Below are 19,236 nucleotides of genomic sequence, written 5' to 3'. Positions count from 1 at the left end.
GTGCGGCTCGCGGAGCTGTCCTGGCCGGACGTGGCCGAGCGCGCGGCGGCCGGCGCGACCCTCGCCGTGCCGGTCGGCGCGACCGAGCAGCACGGCCCGCACCTGCCGCTCTCGACCGACACCGACATCGCGCTCGCACTGTGCGACCGGCTCTCGGACAAGCGCCCGGACGTCCTGGTGGCGCCCGCCGTGGCGTTCGGGTCCAGCGGCGAGCACGCCGGGTTCGCCGGGACGCTCTCGATCGGCCAGGCCGCGACCGAGCTGCTCCTGCTGGAGCTGGGCCGGTCCGCCGCGGAGACGTTCACGCGGCTGCTGTTCGTCTCCGCGCACGGCGGCAACGCGGAACCGGTCGCCCGGGCGGTCGCGCGGCTGCGGGCGGAGTCACGCGACGTGTCGGTGTTCCAGCCCCGGTGGGCGGGCGACCCGCACGCCGGGCGTCCGGAAACCGCGCTGCAGCTGGCTTTGCAGCCCTCCGTCGTACGGATGGACCAGGCCGTGGCGGGCGATCGGCGTCCGCTCGGCGAGGTGCTGCCGCTGCTGCGGGAGGGCGGGGTGCGCGCGGTGAGCCGCACCGGCGTGCTCGGCGACCCGACCGCCGCGACGGCTTCGGAGGGGAATGCGTTGCTGGACGAGCTGACCGCTCAGTTGGTGTCCCATGTGGACGGTTGGCGATGAGGACCGCGCTCGTCACCGGCGCGGCGCGCGGGATCGGGGCCGCGACGGTGACGCACCTGGCCGGTCAGGGCTACGCCGTGCTCGCGGTCGACGTCGCCGCGGACGACCCGGCGCTGCCGTACGCGCTGGGGAGCAAGGCGGAGCTGACGGCGGTCGCCTCGCGGACGGGCGCGGAGCCGTTCGTCGCCGACGTCCGGGATCCAGCGGCGCTCGCGGCCGCGGTGGCGGAAGCGGAACGGCGGTGGGGCGGCCTCGACGTGGCGATCGCGGCGGCGGGGGTGATCGCCGGGGGCGTGCCGTTGTGGGAGGTCCCGCCGGAGCAGGAGGACGCGGTGCTCGACGTGGACATGCGCGGGGTGGTCAACCTGGCCCGGGTGGCGATCCCGGCGCTGCTGCGCCGCCCGGAGCCGAGATCGGGCCGGTTCCTCGCGGTCGCGTCCGCCGCCGCGACGCGCGGTTTGCCGATGCTCGCGGCCTACTGCGCGGCAAAAGCGGGGGTGGCCGGCCTGGTAAGGGCGCTGGGCGCGGAGCTGGGCGGCACCGGGGTGACGGCCAACGCGGTCAGCCCCGGCTCGACCGACACCCCGATCCTCGCCGAGAGCGCCCGGCTGTACGGGTTGTCCGGGGCGTCGGATTTCGCCGCGCAGCAACCGGTGGGGAGGTTGCTGGAGCCGGCGGAGGTCGCGCGGGTACTGGCGTTCTTGGCCGAACCCGACAGCGGCGCGACGACCGGCGCGGTGGTGCCGGTGGACGGAGGGCTGGCCTTGTGACTCCCCCGCGTGGCAACCTATCGGCGGGCGCTCACGGCAGCTTCCTGGCCGGACCCGGCTCGCGCGTCCGACCGCTGCGCGGCGCTTCGCCGAACAGCGCCGCCCCAGCCGAGCCCGCCCCGGGCCTCCGGCCCCCAAGCGGCATGCCACTCACCGCCGCCTCACCCGACAGCTTCCCGACCGGCCCCGATCCGAGCACCCAATCCGTGCGCGACAACCTGCCGACCGGCGCCGCGCTCGTCGGAGGGGCGGCCCGATGACCCCTGCGCCCACTCCCCTGCCCGCCGGCTTCCGGGTCGTCCTCGATCCCGACGTCAAGCGGCTCCGCGATGATCTCTGGTTCGGCGGCTCGCCCGCCCGCGTCCTCCGCCTCACCGCGGCCGGCCAACGAGTCTGGCGAGCACTCGCCCACAGCCCCGTCGACGACGCAGCCACCGGTGCGCTCGCCCGGCGGCTCACCGACGCCGGCTTCGCCCAGCCCGTGCCTCCCGAACCGGCCGAACCTCCGGACCTCACCGTCGTCATCCCGGTCCTCGACCGGCCCGGCCCCCTCGCCCGCTGTCTGGCCTCGCTCGGCGGCACCCACCCCGTGCTCGTCGTCGACGACGGGTCGGAAGATCCCGCTGCCATTGCCTCCGTCGCTGCCGCGCACGGGGCGGACCTCGTGCGTCACGACGTCAATCGCGGGCCCGGTGCCGCGCGGAACACCGCGCTCCACCACGTCTCCACCGAACTCGTGGCCTTTGTGGACAGTGACTGCGTCGCCACCGGAAACTGGGCGGACCGGCTCGCCGCCCACTTCGCCGACCCCCTCCTCGCCGCGATCGCGCCTCGCGTGCGCGCCCTGGCTCCCGAAACGAACGGGTGGTACACCCAAGCGACCAGCGGCCTCGACCTCGGTGACCGGCCCGCGCGGGTCGCGCCCCGGACCCGGATCTCGTACGTGCCCACCGCCGCCCTCGTCGCGCGCCGGTCCGCCCTGACGGAGATCGGCGGGTTCGATCCGGACCTGCGGGTCGGCGAGGACGTCGACCTCGTCTGGCGGCTGGACGCCGCGGGCCACCGGGTCCGGTACGCCCCCGATGTCCACGTCGGCCACCAGGAACCCGCGACCTGGCGCGAGCTCCTCGGCCGCCGCGCGCGGTACGGCACCTCCGCCGCCCCGCTCGCGCGGCGCCACCCCGGGAACCTCGCGCCGCTCGTGCTGCACCCGTGGCCGGCTCTGACCGTCGCCGCGCTGCTCGCCCGGCGGCCCCTGCTCGCGTCCGCAGGCTTCGCCGGCGCCGTCCTGACCATGCGGAAAACCCTGGAAGACCACGACATCCCCACCGAAGGCGTGGTCCGCGCGATGGGCACCGCCGTCCACCAGACCTGGCTCGGCGCCGGCCGCTACGGGACGCAGTTCGCCGCGCCGGCGCTGGCCGCGCTCCTGGTGCCGCGCGGGTGGGGACGCCGCGCCGCCGTCGCGTCGCTGCTGCTCGGCCCGCCGTTGACCCGGTGGTTCGCCGACCGGCCCGCTCTGGACCCCGTCCGCTACACCGCCGGCGCCCTCGCCGACGACATCGCCTACGGCGCCGGCGTCTGGGCCGGCTGCCTGACCCACCGGACCGCCGCGCCGGTCCTGCCCGAGATCGCCTGGCGCCCCCTGCGCGTCGACCGTAAGGAAAACCGATGACCAACGCCTGGTTCGAATCGATCGCCGAAGCCCAGCGGCGTGCGAAGAAGCGCCTGCCCGCGTCCGTCTACTCGGCCCTGATCGCCGGCTCCGAGAAAGGCCTGACGCTCAAGGACAACCTCGACGCGTTCGACGAGCTGACGTTCGCGCCGCGCACCGCCGGGATGTCGGGCGAACGCACGCTCGCCACCTCCGTGCTCGGCCGGGAGATCGCGCTGCCGGTGGTCATCTCCCCCACCGGCGTGCAGGCGGTGCACCCGGACGGCGAGGTCGCCGTCGCCCGCGCCGCCGCCGCGCGCGGCACCGCGATGGGCCTGAGCTCCTTCGCCAGCAAGCCGATCGAAGACGTCGTCGCCGCCAACCCGGACACGTTCTTCCAGGTTTACTGGACCGGCGGCCGCGACGACATCCTCGCCCGGCTGGACCGCGCCCGGCGCGCCGGTGCCGCGGGGCTCATCCTCACGCTCGACTGGTCGTTCTCCCACAGCCGCGACTGGGGCAGCCCGCACATCCCCGAAAAGCTCACCTTCCGCGAGCTGCTGCGCTTCGCGCCGGAAGGCCTGGCCCGCCCGCGGTGGCTGCTGGACTACGCGCGCACCCGCCGCCTGCCCGACCTCAGCGTGCCGAACATGGCCGAACCCGGGGCGCCGGTCCCCACGTTCTTCGGGGCGTACGGCCAGTGGATGCAGACCGCGCCGCCGTCGTGGGACGACGTGGCCTGGCTGCGCTCGCAGTGGGACGGGCCGTTCCTCCTCAAGGGCGTCATCCGTGTCGACGAGGCCCGGCGCGCGGTCGACGCGGGGGTCAGCGCGCTCTCCGTGTCGAACCACGGCGGAAACAACCTCGACGGCACGCCGGCCACGATCCGGGCGCTCCCGGCGATCGCCGACGCGGTCGGCGGCCAGGTGGAAGTCCTGCTCGACGGCGGGATCCGGCGCGGTAGCGACGTCGTCAAGGCCCTCGCCCTCGGCGCCCGGGCCGTCCTCATCGGCCGCGCGTACCTGTGGGGCCTGGCGGCGAACGGCCAGGCAGGCGTCGAGAACGTGCTCGACGTCCTGCGCAACGGCATCGACTCGACGCTGCTGGCGCTGGGCCACCGCAGCGTGCACGACCTGAGCCGCGACGACGTCCGGATCCCGGACACGTTCACCCGCGCCCTGGGCACCGGCACCCCGGCCCCGGTCCGGTAGCCGCGTCAGTGCGAGTGGGCCTCTTCCAAGGAGGCACCCGCCAAGCGCGCCGCGACTCCGCGGCGGAAGTTCGGGCACTCGTGGACGTCCTCGCGCGGGCACGCCAGGCCGTGCGCGATCGCCGTGCGCGCGGCCTGGGCCCGGGCGATGCGCCGGTCGAGCTCGGCGAGCTTGCGTTCGTGCAGCTCGCGCCAGCCCTCCGCGGCCGACGTGCGCAGATCCATGAGGGTCTTCAGTTCGCGCAGGGTGAACCCGACGTCCCGGAAGATCAGGATCTCGCCGACCAGCTCGACGGCCGAAGGCGGGTAACGCCGCTGGCCCGCGACCCGCTCGGGTGCCGGCAGGAGGCCCTGCTCCTCCCAGTAGCGCAGCGCGGAAGTGGCCACGCCGGTGCGGGCGGCCAGCTCGCCGATCGTCAGCAGCTCCTCGGGCATTTGACTTCGAGCGTACTTGAAGCCGTTGACTCGCGGCATGGTGATGACACGGCTCAAGCGGCGGATGATCGGGCAGTTCCACCACCCGCGCGGCATCGGCGGCCGGGTGGCCGGGTGGGTGATGGCCCACCGGAGTTCGAACCGGCGGCGCAACGTCTGGGTGGTGGAACTGCTGGACGTCCAGCCGGACGACCGGGTGCTCGAAGTGGGCTTCGGCCCCGGGATCGCCCTCGGTGAACTGGCCGCCCGCGCCACCCGGGGCCGCGTCTACGGCATCGACCACTCCGCGGTCATGGTCGAGCGCGCGAGCCGGCGCACGCGAGCCGCGGCCGACCGGATCGAGCTGATCCACGCCTCGGTCGACCGGCTGCCGTCGTTCGGCGAACCGCTCGACGCGGTCCTCGCCGTGAACTCCTCGGGCTTCTGGCCCGATCCCCCGCAGCGGCTGCGCGAGCTGCGGGGCCGGCTGCGCCCCGGCGGGCGCATCGCGCTCGCGTCCCAGCCGCGGTGCCCCGGCGCGAACCGGGACACCACGACCAGGGCCGCGGGCGAACTGCGGGACCTGCTGACGAAGGCGGGGTTCACCGGCCTGCGGGTGGAGACCCTCGACCTCGATCCGCCGGTCGCCTGCGTCCTCGGCGTCACCCCACGGTGAAGCTCGCGGACAGCGTGGCCGCCGAGCTGGTGCCCACGTAGACCTCGATCTTCCCCGGCTCGACGCGGAACTTCGCGGCGTTGTCGTAGAAGCCGACGTCGTCCGGGGTCAGGGTGAACGACACCGTCTTCGCAGCACCCGCGTCCAGGGTCACCCGCTGGAACCCGCGCAGCCGCCGGACGGGCTGCACGATGGTGGCCACCGGATCACGCAGGTACAGCTGGACGACCTCGTCGCCCGCGCGCCCGCCCGTGTTGGTCACCCGGGCGCTCACCTGGATCCGGCCGCCGCGCAGCGACATCCGCGTGTCCGAAAGCCGCAGGCTGTCGACCCGGAACGTCGTGTACGACAGGCCGAAGCCGAACTCGTAGAGCGGGCCGGTCTCCAGGTCGAGGTACTTCGACGTGTACTTGTTGGCCGGATCGGCGGGCCGTCCCGTGTTCTCGTGGTTGTAGTAGATCGGGATCTGGCCGACCGCGCGCGGGAAGCTCACCGGCAGCTTGCCGCCCGGGTTGACCGTGCCGAACAGGGCGTCCGCGACCGCGTGCCCGCCCTGCACGCCCGGCGCCCACGCCTCGAGGATCGCGGGCGCGTTGTCGTGCAGGGAGGAGATCGTCAGCGGCCGGCCGTTCACCAGCACCACCACGAACGGCTTCCCGGTCTCCTTGATCGCCGCCACCAGCTGCTGCTGCACGCCGGGGAGGTCGATGTTGCTGCGCGCGGCCGCTTCGCCGCTCATGGCGGCGGTTTCGCCGACCACGACAACGGTGACGTCGGCCGCGCGGGCGGCCTGCTGCGCGGCGGCGAACCCACTGGTGTCGGTCCCGTCGACCGTGCAGCCCGCGGTGTAGGTCACCGTGGCCCCGGGCGCGGCGGCCTTGATCCCGTCGACCACCGTCACCGGCGGGGTCGTGCCCGCGCCGGTGCCCAGGCCCGACCAGGTGCCGTTGAGGTCGTAGGTCGCCGTGCCCAGCGGGCCGACCACGGCCACCGAGCCGACCGACTTGGCCAGCGGCAGCACCGGCCCGTCGTTCTTGAGCAGGACCATGCACCGCCCGGCGGCCTGCCGTGACGCGGCGAGCGCGGCCGGCGACGGCGCCTTCACCTCGCCGGCCTCGTCGACGTACGGGCGTTCGAAGAGGCCCAGCTTCACCTTGACCAGCAGGATCCGGCGGACGGCGTCGTCGATCTGGTCGCGCGTGATCCGCCGCTGGGCCAGCAGCTGTTCCCCGAACTTGACGTAGTTGGTGCTGACCATCTCCATGTCCACCCCGGCCGGCAGCGCGGCGGCCGCCGCGTCGGCGCCGTCGCCGGCAAGGCCGTGGTTGATCAGCTCTTCGATGCCGGTGTAGTCGCTGACGACGAACCCGCGGAAGCCGTACGCGCCCTTGAGGACGTCGAGCAGGACGTACCCGTTGCCGTGCGCGGGGACGCCGCTGATGGTGTTGAAGCTGGCCATCACCGTCGCCACACCGGCCTCGACGCTCGCCTTGAACGGCGGCAGGTAGAGGTTGTGCAGGCGCTGCAGCGAGACGTCGACGGTGTTGTAGTCGCGGCCGCCTTCCGCGCCGCCGTAGGCGACGAAGTGCTTGGCGCACGCGGCGAGCCGGTCCGGCGACGAGTAGTCGCCGCCCTGGTAGCCGCGGACCTTCGCCACGGCCATTTGACCGACCAGGTAAGGATCTTCGCCGTTCCCTTCGGCGATGCGCCCCCAGCGCGGCTCGTGGGTGACGTCCATCATCGGCGCGTAGGTCCAGTGGATGCCGCTGCGCCGGGCTTCCTTCGCCGAAACCGTCGCGTCGGCGGCCGGCACGCCGGGGTCGAAGCTCGCGCCCTGCGCCAGCGGGATCGGGAAGTTCGTGGTGTAGCCGTGGATCACGTCGAGCCCGAAGATGAGCGGGATGCGCAACCGCGTCTGCTCGACGGCGATCTTCTGCAGGGCGTTCAGCTTCGCGGCACCGACCACGGAGAACACCCCGCCCAGCTGTCCCGTCGCGAGCGACGTCCGGGCGAGGTCTTCGGTCCCGACCAGCTGGAGCTGACCCAGCTTCTCGGCGAGGGTCATCTTCCTGAGCAGGTCCTCGACCCGCGGGTTCCGTTCGGGCCGGGCGGCGGGATCCGCCGCGGCGGGCGGGGCGAGCGCCGAAGCGACTCCCCCGGCGGCGAGGAGACCGCCGACTCCGGCGAGCAGGCTCCGCCGGTTGACGCCGTCGGCGGACGGCGAAGCGACTGCGTGGTTCTCGGGGTGGCTCTCGGGGTGACTCTCGGGCTGTGCCATGGCGGGGACCCTTTCGCGAGAGAACGAGGGCCGTCAGCATAAGCACGATCCACTCCCGCCGAACGGTGGGTTTTTCCTTCCCGCGAACGCTTGTGGTCCGGCCCCGGGCGCCCTACGGTCGGTTCCGGACCGACACGTGGAGGGGGCGCCGTGCGGGCGTTCGGAGCTGTCCTGGCAAGCGCTTTCCTGACCAGCACCGTCCTGCTGACCGGCGCGACCCCCGCGCTCGCGGACACGACTTGGTCGCCGTCCCCCATCGCCTGGACGACCTGTCCGGACGACCCGGACAACCCCGGCGTTCCCGACGGGGAGTGCGGCACGCTCCGGGTGCCGCTCGACTGGGACCGGCCGCACGGGCCGTCGATCGGCCTCGCGGTCGCCCGGCACCGCGCCACCGACCCCGCCCACCGCCTCGGCGTCCTGCTGGCCGACGCCGGTGGCCCCGGCTCGTCCGGCGCGGAGATCGCGCTGTCCCCCGGCTACTTCGGCCCGGAGCTGCGGGACCGGTTCGACGTCGTGGGCTTCGACCTGCGCGGCACCGGCAACAGCGGGTTCATCGACTGCGCCGACCCGCCCGACGAGCGCGCCGACGAACCCGCCGACCGGGCGCAGTTCGACGCGCTGCGCGCGCACAACCGGCAGGTGGTCGCGGACTGCCGTGCCCGGAACCGGCCGATCTTCGACCACGCCGACACCGCCGCCAACGCCCGTGACCTGGACGCGGTCCGCCGCGCGCTCGGCGAGGAGAAGATCAGCTTCCACGGCACCTCCTACGGCACGCTGCTCGGCCAGCAGTACGCCGAGCGGTACGGCGGCCACGTCCGTGCGATGGTGCTGGACGGCGTCATCGACCACAGCGTGGATCTCACGCACTTCGTCGGCGACCGGGCCGCCGCCGTGGACGAGTTGTTCGGGCAGTTCACCGCGTGGTGCGACCGGACGGAGACCTGCGCACTGCACGGCCAGGACATCCTCGCGACCTGGCGCCGGGCGCAGACCGCCGCCGACGGGATGCCGTTCCCGCACAACTGGCTGCGCGACCGGGTGTACGACGACATGCGCATCCCGGACTGGGACGACGTGGGTCAGGTGATCGCCGATACCGCGGCGGGCAGTTCCCCGATGCGGGCCGAGTTCACGCCCAACTACCCGTCGATCCGCCTGGCCGTCGTCTGCCAGGACTTCGACCTGCGGATGCGGAACTTCGCGCAGTACTCGGCGATGCACGCCGAAGAGCTGCACCGGTCGCCGATCATGCGTGGCAGCACCATCGGCCACGACGAAGCCACCGCGTGCCTCGGCGTCGACGGCCCGCCCGCGAACCCGCCGCACCGGCTGGACATCTCGCGAGCACCGCGGATCCTGCTGCTCAGCAGCCGCTACGACCCGTCGACGCCCTATGCCTGGGCGGTGAACGTCCACCGCCAGGCGCCGGCGAACACCACGCTGCTGACCTACGAAGGCTCGGGGCACGGGGCCTACCGGCGCACCGCGTGCACCCGGGCGGCGGTGGACGGCTACCTGCTGACGCTGAAGACACCCCACCACGACTTCGGCTGTCCGGCCTGAGCCACCACCGCCCGGTCCTGGCTCAGCCCAGGTGCGAGCTGATCACCGGGTAGTCGTTGCCGACATTGGTGTACACGCCCGGGAAGTCCTTGCGGGCGCAGCCTTCGCCCCACGAGACGATGCCGGCGAGCTTGCCGTCGACGTAGGCGGGACCGCCCGAGTCGCCTTGGCAGGAGTCCTTGCCGCCTTCGGGCACGCCCGCGCAGAACATCGACGCCTTGTCGTAGGTCGTGCTGCCCGCGCTGTACTTCTCCGCGCAGGTGTCGTTGTCCACCACCGGGACCGTCACCTCGAGCAGCGTGTCGGAGACGTCGCCGCCCTCGGACGTCGTGCCCCAGCCGACCACCGTGACGTCCTTGCCCGCCTGGTAGGCGGCGTCGCCGGCCGACTGCACCAGCGTGGCCGGTTCGTACGGCAGTTCCTTGTCGAGCGTCAGCACGGCGTTGTCGTGCTGCATCCCGTTCACGGTGAAGTCCGGGTTCTGCCAGACGTCGCTCACGCCGGCCTTCGTCCCGGAGGTGTCGCCGAACTTCGTCTGCCCGCCGATGATCTCCATCTGCGCCGCCTCGACGCCGTCGGTGCAGTGCGCGGCGGTCAGCACCTTGTTCTTCGCGACCAGGGTGCCGGCGCAGTGCTGCGCGCCGTTGACGTTGAAGATCACGGTGGCCGGGAACTCTTCGATCGTGGTCGGCGTGCCGCCCACGATCCGCGGATCACCGGCCGACGCACCGGGTGCGACGACGACGGCGAGGGCTCCGGCCGCGGCGAGGACCGTCGCGGCCCGCCGGACCACGGAACGTCCATCTACCTGCATGAACATCTCCCTTCGGGGACCTGTGGAGGTGGTACCCGGGAGCAGACCAGACCAGCCGTGGTCGCGGTTAGCTACGAAAGTCGCTTCCTGACCATATGACGACGATGGTTGGTTTTTGTCCGACACAGGTGGCGAGCCGGCAGCTTGCACGGTAGCGCCGTCAATCCTTGACAACCTGCCAACGCCGTCTTAACGTTTTCTCACGCCGCCGAGTTGTCCAGACCATTTATCCCGTGAAAGGACATCCTCGATGCGCGTGCGTTCCCTGCTCGTCCTGCTGGCGGTCCCGGCCCTGCTCGCCGGCGCCGCCCTCCCCGCGCGGGCGGCCGACCCGTCCGTCGCCCCGGGCGGCAACTTCGACCTGGGAATCTGGCAGCTGCAGGAGCCGGTCGGCTCCCCCGGCTCGCCGACCACGATCTCGTCGTCCCGGCTCAAGGGCCCGAACGGCTTCCAGGACAGCTACTTCTACACCGACACCCGCGACGGCGCGATGACCTTCTGGGCGCCGGAGAAGGGCGTCACCACCCCGAACTCGAACTACGCGCGGTCCGAGCTGCGCGAGATGAACCGCGACGGCTCGGCCGCGAACTGGTCGCTGAGCGGGTCGCACAAGCTGAGCGCGACGCTGCGCGTGGTGTCGGTGACGTCGAACGTGTGCGTGGGCCAGGTCCACCTCGGCACGGGCGGCTCGTCGACCAAACCGTTGCTGGAGCTGTACTACCGCTCCAGCGGCGACATCGTCCTGGGCACGGAGAACTCCCCCGACGGCGGCCAGACGGCCCACACCGTCGGGCACGTGTCGATCGGCAAGACCTGGACGTACACGATCGGCATCTCGGGCGGCAACACCATCGACCTGACGGTCAACGGCAGCACCACCCACTACTCGATCCCGTCGTCGTTCAAGGCGTACAAGCAGTACTTCAAGGCGGGCTCGTACAACCAGTCCTCGTCGGACAGCACGACCAAGGGCGCGCGCGTCGCGTTCTACGGCCTGACGGTTTCGCACGGCTGACCGCCACCGGCCCGGTGCCCCGACGGCACCGGGCCGGGTGGGCGTCAGCGCCAGCCGAGCTCCGGGGCCACGTGGGTGAGGATGCTCTCGAGCACGTGCACGTTGTAGTCGACGCCGAGCTGGTTCGGGATGGTCAGCAGGAGGGTGTCCGCGGCCTGGACCGCCTCGTCCTCCTTGAGCTCCCGCACCAGCTCGTCCGGCTCGGCCGCGTACGAGCGGCCGAAGATCGCGCGGGTGTTCTCGTCGATCATGCCGACCTGGTCGCGCGAGTTGCGGTCGCCGCCGAAGTAGGCGCGGTCACGGTCGTTCGTCAGCGCGAAGATGCTGCGGCTGACCGACACGCGCGGCTCGCGGGCGTGGCCGGCCTCCTGCCACGCCTCCCGGTAGGCCTCGATCTGCTTGCGCTGCTGGACGTGCAGCGGCTCGCCCGTCTCGTCGTCCTTGAGCGTCGAGCTCTGCAGGTTCATCCCCAGCTTCGCGGCCCAGACGCTGGTCGCGTTCGAGCTCGAACCCCACCAGATGCGGTCCCGCAGGCCCTCGGAGTGCGGTTCGAGCCGCAGCAGCCCCGGCGGGTTGGCGAACATCGGCCGCGGGTTCGGCTGCGCGAAGCCCTCGCCGTCGAGCAGCTTGAGGAAGACCTCGGTGTGCTGCCGGGCCATGTCGGCGTCGGTCTCCCCGTCGGCGGGGGCGTACCCGAAGTAGCGCCAGCCCTCGATCACCTGCTCGGGGGATCCCCGGCTGATGCCGAGCTGGAGCCGGCCGCCGGAGATGAGGTCGGCGGCTCCCGCGTCCTCGATCATGTACAGCGGGTTCTCGTAGCGCATGTCGATCACGCCGGTGCCGATCTCGATCTTCGACGTGCGCGCCCCGATCGCCGAGAGCAGCGGGAACGGGCTCGCCGCCTGCCGCGCGAAGTGGTGCACGCGGAAGTACGCGCCGTCGACGCCGAGCTCCTCGGCCGCGACCGCCAGGTCGATCGACTGGTGCAGGAAGTCCGCGGCGGACCGGGTCTCGGAGTGCGGGCTCGCCGACCAGTGGCCGAACGAGAGGAAACCGATCTTCTTCACACCTCTCCCAGCGTCCGGCGGCGGGAAATGATTCCCGGCGCGCGCGAACCGGCCGCCGCCGCACCCCTCGCGCGGCGGCGGCCGGGGAGCTCAGCCGCAGTGCTCGGCGCGCTCCTGGTCGGTCATCGGCGCGGTGTGCTGCGTGATGTCCCCGGTCGAGCCGGGCACCGGGCCGTCCGCGTCGAAGTCCTGGTACCAGATGTAGTGGTCGTAGAACCGGTCCGGGAAATGCATTTCGTAGGTGCCGTGCACTTTCTGCATCTTCGGCGCGCGTTCCACCCAGCCCTTTTCCCCGGGCCGGACGTCGACGTTCGTCGCCTGTCCTTCGGTGTGCGAAGACTCCCAGGTGTGCTGGTACGAAGTTTCGATCGAAACCTTGAACACTTCCGAGAATCCGTATTCGGCCGAAAGGGATACTCCGAAACTGTTCGACTCGCCCGTCGTGTCGGACCAGTTCACCGTGCTGCGCTGCAGGTCGCCGGTGCAGTTGAAGGCCGCTTCGCCGACCTGGTGCCCGGCCCCGGTGTGCTCCTCCGGCGGACCGGCCGGGTGGAACACGCACGAGTCCGTGCCGTTGCCGCACTTGTCGAGCAGTTCCCGTGCGGTGGGCCCGCCGTCGGCCGACGCGCCGGGCGCGGTGAGGACGAGGCCGGCGGCGGTCAGCAGGCCGAGGCCCGCCGCCGTCCACGCGGTGCGCTTGCCCGTCATGGTGATCACTCCTTCGCTCAGCTGAAACCGATGGACTGGGTGCGGTCGTCCATGAAGGACCCGACGTTGCCGGTGTTCTCCTTGAACGGGCCGTCGCGGTCGCCGCCGAGGTTCGGCTCCGGGTAGAGCCAGACCCAGCAGTCACCCCACGGCTGCACGGAACTGATCTTGTTCTTCCAGTCGTCGCCGAGGTCGAACTGCCAGTTGACCCAGCCGTCCTTCTTGCACAGTTCGGGTCCGGTGATCGTCAGCGAGTTCCCCGTGTAGTCGGGCCCGTCGAAGAAGGTGCCCTGCACGACCTGGCCGGCTTCCTGCGCGACCAGTGCCGAACGCTGGGTTCCCGTCGCGCATTTCTCCACCCCGGTTTCCGAGTTCAGCACGCAGTGCCGGGTGCCGTCGGCGGCAGCCGCCGGAAGAGCGCCGAAAAGGCTCATGCTCGCCGCCGCGGCCGTCGTCGTCATGGCCGTTCTGGTCCATTTGCCCACCGTTGTGGTTCCTTTCTGCGAAAACGGAAAAGATCTTCTTCTTTCGAAAGTACGACGACCCGGGCGGAATGGCGCGCGCGGTGCCCGTCGGGGCACCGGGGTCTGCCCCATTCCCTCACGGGCCCCGGCACCGGCGTGCGGACCAGTCGGCGGCGCGGTACAGTACGCCGTCCCAGTGACGGGAGCCGTCGATCTCGTCACCCTCGGTGACACGATCATGAAAATTCCCCCCGCCGTAACTTGACTCATTCCAGAGAAGCCCCCTAGGGTGGGCCCTGTGATGACCGACTTCGAGGCGCAGCTGCGGGCGGTCTCGTTGCGGGTGACGCGGCCGAGGCTGGCCGTGCTCACCGCGTTGCGGGACCACCCGCACGTCGACACCGAGACGGTGATCGAACTGGTGCGGGCCGAGCACCCGACGGTGTCGCACCAGACGATCTACGACGTCCTGCGGGCGCTCACCGACACCGGCCTGGTGCGGCGCATCCAACCCGCGGGCGCGACCGCGCGGTACGAGTCCCGGGTCGGGGACAACCACCACCACGTCGTGTGCCGCACCTGCGGTGCGATCGCGGACGTCGACTGCGCCGTCGGCCACACCCCGTGCCTGACCGCCTCGGACGACCACGGTTTCGTGATCGACCAGGCGGAGGTCGTGTACTGGGGCACCTGCCCCGACTGCGCGGCCGCCCGAACTCCCGAATGAACGCCGGCTCCGGAAGGAAGTAGATGAGCAACACCCAGGACAGCACCCCCTCGAGCGCACAGGGTGTGGACAAGAAGGCGGCGGCCGGCTGCCCGGTCGCGCACGACTCGGTGACCTCGCACGGCAGCGAGAGCGAGAACCCGGCGATCGATTCGCCGCAGCCGAAGACGGGTGGCCGTCCGCGCACCAACAAGGACTGGTGGCCCAACCAGCTCGACCTGACGGTGCTGCACGCCCACTCGTCGAAGAGCAACCCGCTCGGCGAGAACTTCGCCTACGCCAAGGAGTTCGCGAAGCTCGACGTCGAGGCCCTCAAGCGGGACATCACCGAGGTGCTCACGACCTCGCAGGACTGGTGGCCGGCCGACTTCGGCCACTACGGCGGCCTGATGATCCGGATGAGCTGGCACGCCGCGGGCACCTACCGCATCCACGACGGCCGCGGCGGCGCCGGTGACGGCGGCCAGCGGTTCGCCCCGCTCAACAGCTGGCCGGACAACGCCAACCTCGACAAGGCGCGCCGCCTGCTGTGGCCGGTCAAGCAGAAGTACGGCCAGAAGATCTCGTGGGCCGACCTGCTGGTGCTGGCCGGCAACGTCGCGCTGGAGTCGATGGGCTTCAAGACCTTCGGCTTCGGTTTCGGCCGCGTCGACACCTGGGAGCCGGAGGAGATCTTCTGGGGCCCCGAGGACGACTGGCTGGGTGACGAGCGCTACGTCAGCGACGCGGAGATGGCGCCCGAGGTCGGCGCGACCGAGATGGGCCTCATCTACGTCAACCCCGAGGGTCCCCGCGGCAGCGCGGACTTCGAGGCGGCGGCGCACTTCATCCGGGAGACCTTCGCCCGGATGGCGATGAACGACGAGGAGACCGTCGCCCTCATCGCCGGTGGCCACACCTTCGGCAAGACCCACGGCGCCGGTGTCGCCGACGACCACGTCGGCCCGGAGCCCGAGGGCGCGGACCTGGAGGCCCAGGGCCTCGGCTGGCTGAGCACCCACGGCAGCGGCAAGGGCCCGGACACGATCACCAGTGGCCTCGAGGTGACGTGGACCGACAAGCCGACGGAGTGGAGCAACCGCTTCTTCGAGATCCTGTTCGGCTACGAATGGGAGCTCACCACGAGCCCCGGCGGCGCCAAGCAGTACGTCGCCAAGGACGCCCCGGAGATCATCCCGGACCCGTACGACCCCACCAAGAAGCACAAGCCGACGATGCTGACGACGGACCTGTCGCTGCGCTTCGACCCGGTCTACGGCCCGATCTCGCGCCGGTTCCTGGAGAACCCGGACGAGTTCGCGCTGGCGTTCGCCAAGGCGTGGTACAAGCTGCTGCACCGCGACATGGGCCCGGTCAGCCGCTTCCTCGGCCCGTGGGTCGCCGAGCCGCAGCTGTGGCAGGACCCGGTGCCGGCCGTCGAGGGCGAGCTCGTCGGTGACGCCGACATCGCCGCTCTCAAGGCGAAGGTGCTGGAGTCCGGTCTTTCGGTGTCCCAGCTGGTGTCGACCGCGTGGGCGTCGGCCGCGAGCTTCCGCTCCACCGACAAGCGCGGTGGCGCGAACGGTGCCCGCATCCGCCTCGAGCCGCAGCGGAACTGGGAGGTCAACCAGCCGGAGCAGCTCGCGACGGTCCTGTCGAAGCTCGAGGGCATCCAGCGCGAGTTCAACGAGGCGGGCGGCGCGCAGATCTCGCTGGCGGACCTGATCGTCCTGGCGGGCTCGGCGGCGGTCGAGAAGGCGGCGCGCGACGCCGGCGTCGAGACGACCGTGCCGTTCCACCCGGGCCGCACGGACGCGACCCAGGAGCAGACGGACACGGACTCGTTCAAGGTGCTCGAGCCGCGCGCCGACGGGTTCCGCAACTACCTGCGGGCGGGCGAGAAGCTCCAGCCGGAGACGCTCCTGGTCGAGCGCGCGTACATGCTCAACCTGACGGCCCCGGAGATGACGGTCCTGGTCGGCGGGCTGCGCGCGCTGGACACGGGCACCACGCAGCACGGCGTCTTCACCGACCGCCCGGGCGTGCTCACGAACGACTTCTTCGCCAACCTGCTTTCCCCGGGGACGCGCTGGAAGGCATCGGAGTCCGAGGAGAACGTGTACGAGATCCTCGACGCGAGCACGGACAAGCTGAAGTGGACCGCAACGGCGGTCGACCTGGTGTTCGGGTCGAACTCCCAGCTGCGGGCACTGTCCGAGGTGTACGCAAGCGACGACGCGCGCGAGAAGTTCGTGTCGGACTTCGTGGCGGCGTGGACGAAGGTCATGGAGCTGGACCGGTTCGACCTGGTCTGATTCCGGTTCGGTGACGGGCCCGGCTGATCCTTCGGGATCGGCCGGGCCCGTTCTTTTCGCGGAGATCCGCCGGTACCTCGAACGGCTGCAGGTCGGCACTGTCGAACGGGGCAACCGAATCGCGCACGAAGCCGACCGGGATCCGGAACGGATCGACGCGAAGAACCCCATCACCGTCGACGATGTGGATCACTGGTCGGACGTACTGCGGTGGATGGAAGACACTCAGACGCGGCTCCGCTCGGCCGCGGCCGTCTCGTGAAGAGCAGTCACGAAGCGCCAGAACCCCGGCTCCGTCCGGCCGCTTGCAATAGGCCGTCCGGTTGAGATAGCACCTCAGCGGTTGTCCCCGCCGGTACTACTGGGATATTCCGTTACTTCCGGAGGGTGCGGGAGGGGGCGGGGTGACGTCGTGGAGCGGCTCTGAGTACCCGAGTTCCCTCGCGTTCCTCATCGACTGCCTGGAGCAGATCCCGTGCCTGCGCGATTCCGGCAGCCGGCGCCTCTGTCTCGAACTGCTGGCCGACCACCTCGGCATGCCGCTCGTCGTCGAGGATCTGCCGACCACCCGGGCGAGCCTGATCGGCATCGTGCAGGCCTGCCGGCGGCAGCACCCGCGGGCGCTCGCGGCCTTCGTCGATGCCGTCGAACAGATGGAGCCCGGGTCCATCCCCGTGCAACGGGCGCGGGCCGCCGTCGAAGACATGGCCACTCTCGATCTGGTCACCGAGTACGACCGGCGGGAACTGCTGAACCTGCTCGGCGAGAACCCCAGCAGCCGGCTGGCCGAACTCGTGCGTGCCGCCGCCGGGCCCGCGGCCGAGCTGACCTCGGCCGACCACCGGCCGGCGGACGCACTGGCGACGCTCGAACGGATGAACGCGCAGCCGGACGGGATTCCGCCGCTGCTGCTGTTCGTCGAGTACCTCGCGGCCGCGGCCGGCGACCAGCGTGCCGAAGGTCTGCGCGACTGGAACGACCGGCAGGCCGCGCGGCTGGGCGTGACCGAGCAGATCCTGGCCGTCCGGCTGGCTCAGGCCACCGAACCCGCCACGCCGGAGGAGGTCGTCGCCTACCTCGTGGTCCGCATCGAACCGGACCTGCTCGACGCCGGCCGGCTCGTCGTCGTGCACTGGCGGCACAACGATCCGACCGGCTGGCGGCCCCGGCGCAGCGAGCCGTTCACCGGCGACCTCGACGCCGTCCGCGCGCACGTCGCCGACCTGGTCACCGCGGCCGAGACCGGCTGGGCCAGGGACGCCTCCGCGATCCGGATCGAGTTCCTGCTCCCGTACGAGCTGCTGAACCTGCCCGTGGACCAGTGGGACCTGGAGGAGGGCAGTTCGCTGCCGCGTCCGCTGGGGCTGCACTACCAGGTGGTCGTCCGCAGCCTCGACCGCGCGCGCTCGCCCCGCTGGCACCGCGAATGGCGACGGCGGTGGGACCTGCTCAAGAAGGTGCCCGCCGGGCTGACGACACCCGAAGAGCACTGGCTGTGGAGCGACGGCGCGAAGCGGCGGCACCTGACCGCGCTCGACGCGAAACTGGCCGAGCAGAAGAAGGTCGTGTCGCTCGTGCTGCGTTCGGTGCCGGACGGCGCGGACCCCGGCGAGGTGCTGGTCGGCGTCCGGACCGGGATCCCGGTGATGATCTGGCACCGCACCGAAGCCGCGCGCTCGGCGTTCGAGGCGGAGATCAAGTCCCTGCGCGACTTCCTGCCCGAGCTCGTCGAACACCTGCGCCTGCTGCGCAGCCGGGCCCGGCAGGCGGCCCGGCCCGATTCCCACGTGGGCAGCCGGGTTTCGCTCCTCTGGGACGACCCGGACAGACCCGTCGAGCCGCAGGATCCCCCCGCGGCCCCGATCGAGGAGGTGCCCGCCCGATGAGCGGTGCCGAGATCCCGCCATGGTGCGTCTACCGCGGTCACGGGCTGCCGCCGCCGGCCGGTGAGGACGCTCCCGAGCTGCCCGCCGCGCCCAGCTGGCGCACCTTCGACGGCGGGCCGGCGCTGCCCGTCCCGCCGGTGACCGACGCCGAGTTCGTCCGCCGGCTCGGGGTGCCGGCCGTCGCCTCGTCGCGGGACGCGACGCTCGAAGAGGTCCTGACCGTCAACGCCGCCTTGTACCTGCGGCGCCCACTGCTGGTCACCGGCAACCCCGGTACCGGGAAGTCCAGCCTGGCCTACAAGATCGCGCGGGAGCTGGGACTCGGCCCCGTGCTGCGCTGGCCGATCAGCAGCCGCACCGTGTCCCGCGACGGGATGTGGACCTACGACGCCATCGGCCGCGTCCAGGCCGCGGCGACCGAGGAGGGCGCGGACATCGGCGGGTTCGTCCGCCTCGGCCCGCTCGGCACCGCTCTGCTCCCCTACGACCGGCCGCGCGTGCTCCTGATCGACGAGCTCGACAAGTCGGACATCGACCTGCCCAACGACCTGCTGTCGGTGTTCGAGGACGGCGACTTCGAAATCCAGCCGCTGACCCGGATCGCCGCCGGCCAGCCCGAGGTCACCGTCTTCACGCACGACCGCGGCGGCCGGGCGACCGTGCGCGAAGGCCACGTCCAGTGCCGTGCCTTCCCGGTCGTGGTCGTGACGAGCAACGGCGAACGGGACTTCCCGCCCGCGTTCCTGCGCCGCTGCCTGCGGCTCGACATGCCGCAGCCCGGCTTCGAAGAGCTGGTGAGCATGGTGGCCGCGCACTTCCGCGACGTCCCGCCGCGCAGCGACGACCTCATCCACGAGTTCCTCACCAGCAGCGGGCAGGAAGGCGGCCTCGCCAACGACCAGCTGCTCAACGCCCTGCACCTGACGACCTCGGGCGCGCACCAGCACGACGCGAACTGGGAGGTCCTGCGCGACACCCTGTGGCGGCGGCTCAACGTCCGGGGAACGGACTGAGG

18 protein-coding genes are annotated in these 19,236 nt (G+C 71.7%); 12 read left to right on the top strand and 6 right to left on the bottom strand.

The window, feature by feature from the left end:
- The 4 genes from mftE to mftD all read left to right on the top strand — a co-directional run bounded on the left by mftE (position 1) and on the right by mftD (position 4,310).
- On the top strand, positions 1-675 hold the full coding sequence (gene mftE / locus AB0M83_RS30330; protein WP_364521931.1) for a mycofactocin biosynthesis peptidyl-dipeptidase MftE: 675 nt from the start codon (positions 1-3) through the stop codon (positions 673-675).
- Positions 672-1,445 carry a mycofactocin-coupled SDR family oxidoreductase gene (locus AB0M83_RS30325; RefSeq protein ID WP_364521929.1) on the top strand — a complete coding sequence of 258 codons (774 nt, stop codon included), beginning with the start codon at positions 672-674 and terminating at the stop codon, positions 1,443-1,445. Before mftE ends, AB0M83_RS30325 begins: the two co-directional genes overlap by 4 nt.
- A gap of 256 nt (positions 1,446-1,701) precedes the next feature.
- On the top strand, positions 1,702-3,120 hold the full coding sequence (mftF, locus tag AB0M83_RS30320; protein WP_364521927.1) for a mycofactocin biosynthesis glycosyltransferase MftF: 1,419 nt from the start codon (positions 1,702-1,704) through the stop codon (positions 3,118-3,120).
- On the top strand, positions 3,117-4,310 hold the full coding sequence (gene mftD, locus AB0M83_RS30315; protein WP_364521925.1) for a pre-mycofactocin synthase MftD: 1,194 nt from the start codon (positions 3,117-3,119) through the stop codon (positions 4,308-4,310). The genes mftF and mftD overlap by 4 nt, the downstream gene beginning before the upstream one ends.
- Before the next feature lie 5 nt (positions 4,311-4,315).
- On the opposite strand, the gene AB0M83_RS30310 is transcribed toward mftD, so the two are convergent.
- The gene (locus tag AB0M83_RS30310; RefSeq protein ID WP_364521923.1) at positions 4,316-4,744 is read right to left on the bottom strand and encodes a MerR family transcriptional regulator; all 429 of its coding nucleotides are present in this window, start codon (positions 4,742-4,744) and stop codon (positions 4,316-4,318) included.
- Positions 4,745-4,781: 37 nt separating this feature from the next.
- Here AB0M83_RS30310 and AB0M83_RS30305 point away from each other — a divergent pair, with 37 nt between their 5' ends.
- Positions 4,782-5,399 (top strand): methyltransferase domain-containing protein, encoded by a 618-nt coding sequence (locus AB0M83_RS30305; RefSeq protein WP_364521921.1) that lies wholly within the window; start codon positions 4,782-4,784, stop codon positions 5,397-5,399.
- Here the strand turns inward: AB0M83_RS30305 and AB0M83_RS30300 are convergent.
- Positions 5,386-7,677, bottom strand: coding sequence for a glycoside hydrolase family 3 N-terminal domain-containing protein (locus tag AB0M83_RS30300; protein ID WP_364521919.1), 2,292 nt, complete (start codon positions 7,675-7,677; stop codon positions 5,386-5,388). The two genes, AB0M83_RS30305 and AB0M83_RS30300, sit on opposite strands and share 14 nt — an antisense overlap.
- Positions 7,678-7,827: 150 nt before the next feature.
- Between AB0M83_RS30300 and AB0M83_RS30295 the strand changes: the two genes are divergently transcribed.
- Positions 7,828-9,246, top strand: a complete 1,419-nt coding sequence (locus AB0M83_RS30295) for an alpha/beta hydrolase (protein WP_364521917.1) — start codon at positions 7,828-7,830, stop codon at positions 9,244-9,246.
- A gap of 22 nt (positions 9,247-9,268) precedes the next feature.
- Here the strand turns inward: AB0M83_RS30295 and AB0M83_RS30290 are convergent, their stop codons facing one another.
- Positions 9,269-10,060 carry a serine protease gene (locus AB0M83_RS30290; protein ID WP_364521915.1) on the bottom strand — a complete coding sequence of 264 codons (792 nt, stop codon included), beginning with the start codon at positions 10,058-10,060 and terminating at the stop codon, positions 9,269-9,271.
- Between the two features lie 250 nt (positions 10,061-10,310).
- Between AB0M83_RS30290 and AB0M83_RS30285 the strand changes: the two genes are divergently transcribed.
- On the top strand, positions 10,311-11,075 hold the full coding sequence (locus tag AB0M83_RS30285; RefSeq protein ID WP_364521913.1) for a polysaccharide lyase family 7 protein: 765 nt from the start codon (positions 10,311-10,313) through the stop codon (positions 11,073-11,075).
- Positions 11,076-11,119: 44 nt separating this feature from the next.
- Here the strand turns inward: AB0M83_RS30285 and AB0M83_RS30280 are convergent, their stop codons facing one another.
- The 3 genes from AB0M83_RS30280 to AB0M83_RS30270 all read right to left on the bottom strand — a co-directional run bounded on the left by AB0M83_RS30280 (position 11,120) and on the right by AB0M83_RS30270 (position 13,311).
- Positions 11,120-12,142, bottom strand: a complete 1,023-nt coding sequence (locus tag AB0M83_RS30280) for an LLM class flavin-dependent oxidoreductase (RefSeq protein WP_364521911.1) — start codon at positions 12,140-12,142, stop codon at positions 11,120-11,122.
- Positions 12,143-12,232: 90 nt separating this feature from the next.
- On the bottom strand, positions 12,233-12,850 hold the full coding sequence (locus tag AB0M83_RS30275; RefSeq protein ID WP_364521909.1) for a hypothetical protein: 618 nt from the start codon (positions 12,848-12,850) through the stop codon (positions 12,233-12,235).
- A 17-nt stretch (positions 12,851-12,867) separates the two neighbouring features.
- The gene (locus tag AB0M83_RS30270) at positions 12,868-13,311 is read right to left on the bottom strand and encodes a hypothetical protein (protein ID WP_364521907.1); all 444 of its coding nucleotides are present in this window, start codon (positions 13,309-13,311) and stop codon (positions 12,868-12,870) included.
- A 304-nt stretch (positions 13,312-13,615) separates the two neighbouring features.
- On the opposite strand from AB0M83_RS30270, the gene AB0M83_RS30265 reads away from it, so the two are divergent.
- The 5 genes from AB0M83_RS30265 to AB0M83_RS30245 all read left to right on the top strand — a co-directional run bounded on the left by AB0M83_RS30265 (position 13,616) and on the right by AB0M83_RS30245 (position 19,234).
- Positions 13,616-14,041: a Fur family transcriptional regulator gene (locus AB0M83_RS30265; protein ID WP_364521905.1), complete on the top strand. Its 426-nt coding sequence runs from the start codon at positions 13,616-13,618 to the stop codon at positions 14,039-14,041.
- Positions 14,042-14,064: 23 nt separating this feature from the next.
- Complete coding sequence (gene katG / locus AB0M83_RS30260; protein WP_364521903.1) at positions 14,065-16,335, top strand: catalase/peroxidase HPI; 2,271 nt, start codon at positions 14,065-14,067, stop codon at positions 16,333-16,335.
- Between the two features lie 10 nt (positions 16,336-16,345).
- Complete coding sequence (locus AB0M83_RS30255; protein WP_364521901.1) at positions 16,346-16,597, top strand: hypothetical protein; 252 nt, start codon at positions 16,346-16,348, stop codon at positions 16,595-16,597.
- Positions 16,598-16,739: 142 nt separating this feature from the next.
- The gene (locus AB0M83_RS30250; RefSeq protein ID WP_364521899.1) at positions 16,740-18,221 is read left to right on the top strand and encodes a hypothetical protein; all 1,482 of its coding nucleotides are present in this window, start codon (positions 16,740-16,742) and stop codon (positions 18,219-18,221) included.
- Complete coding sequence (locus AB0M83_RS30245; protein ID WP_364521897.1) at positions 18,218-19,234, top strand: MoxR family ATPase; 1,017 nt, start codon at positions 18,218-18,220, stop codon at positions 19,232-19,234. The genes AB0M83_RS30250 and AB0M83_RS30245 overlap by 4 nt, the downstream gene beginning before the upstream one ends.
- Positions 19,235-19,236: the final 2 nt, after the last annotated feature.

The organism is Amycolatopsis sp. NPDC051106, assembly GCF_040682775.1.
Taxonomy (GTDB): Bacteria; Actinomycetota; Actinomycetes; order Mycobacteriales; family Pseudonocardiaceae; genus Amycolatopsis.
This window is presented reverse-complemented; position numbering and strand designations above follow the sequence as displayed.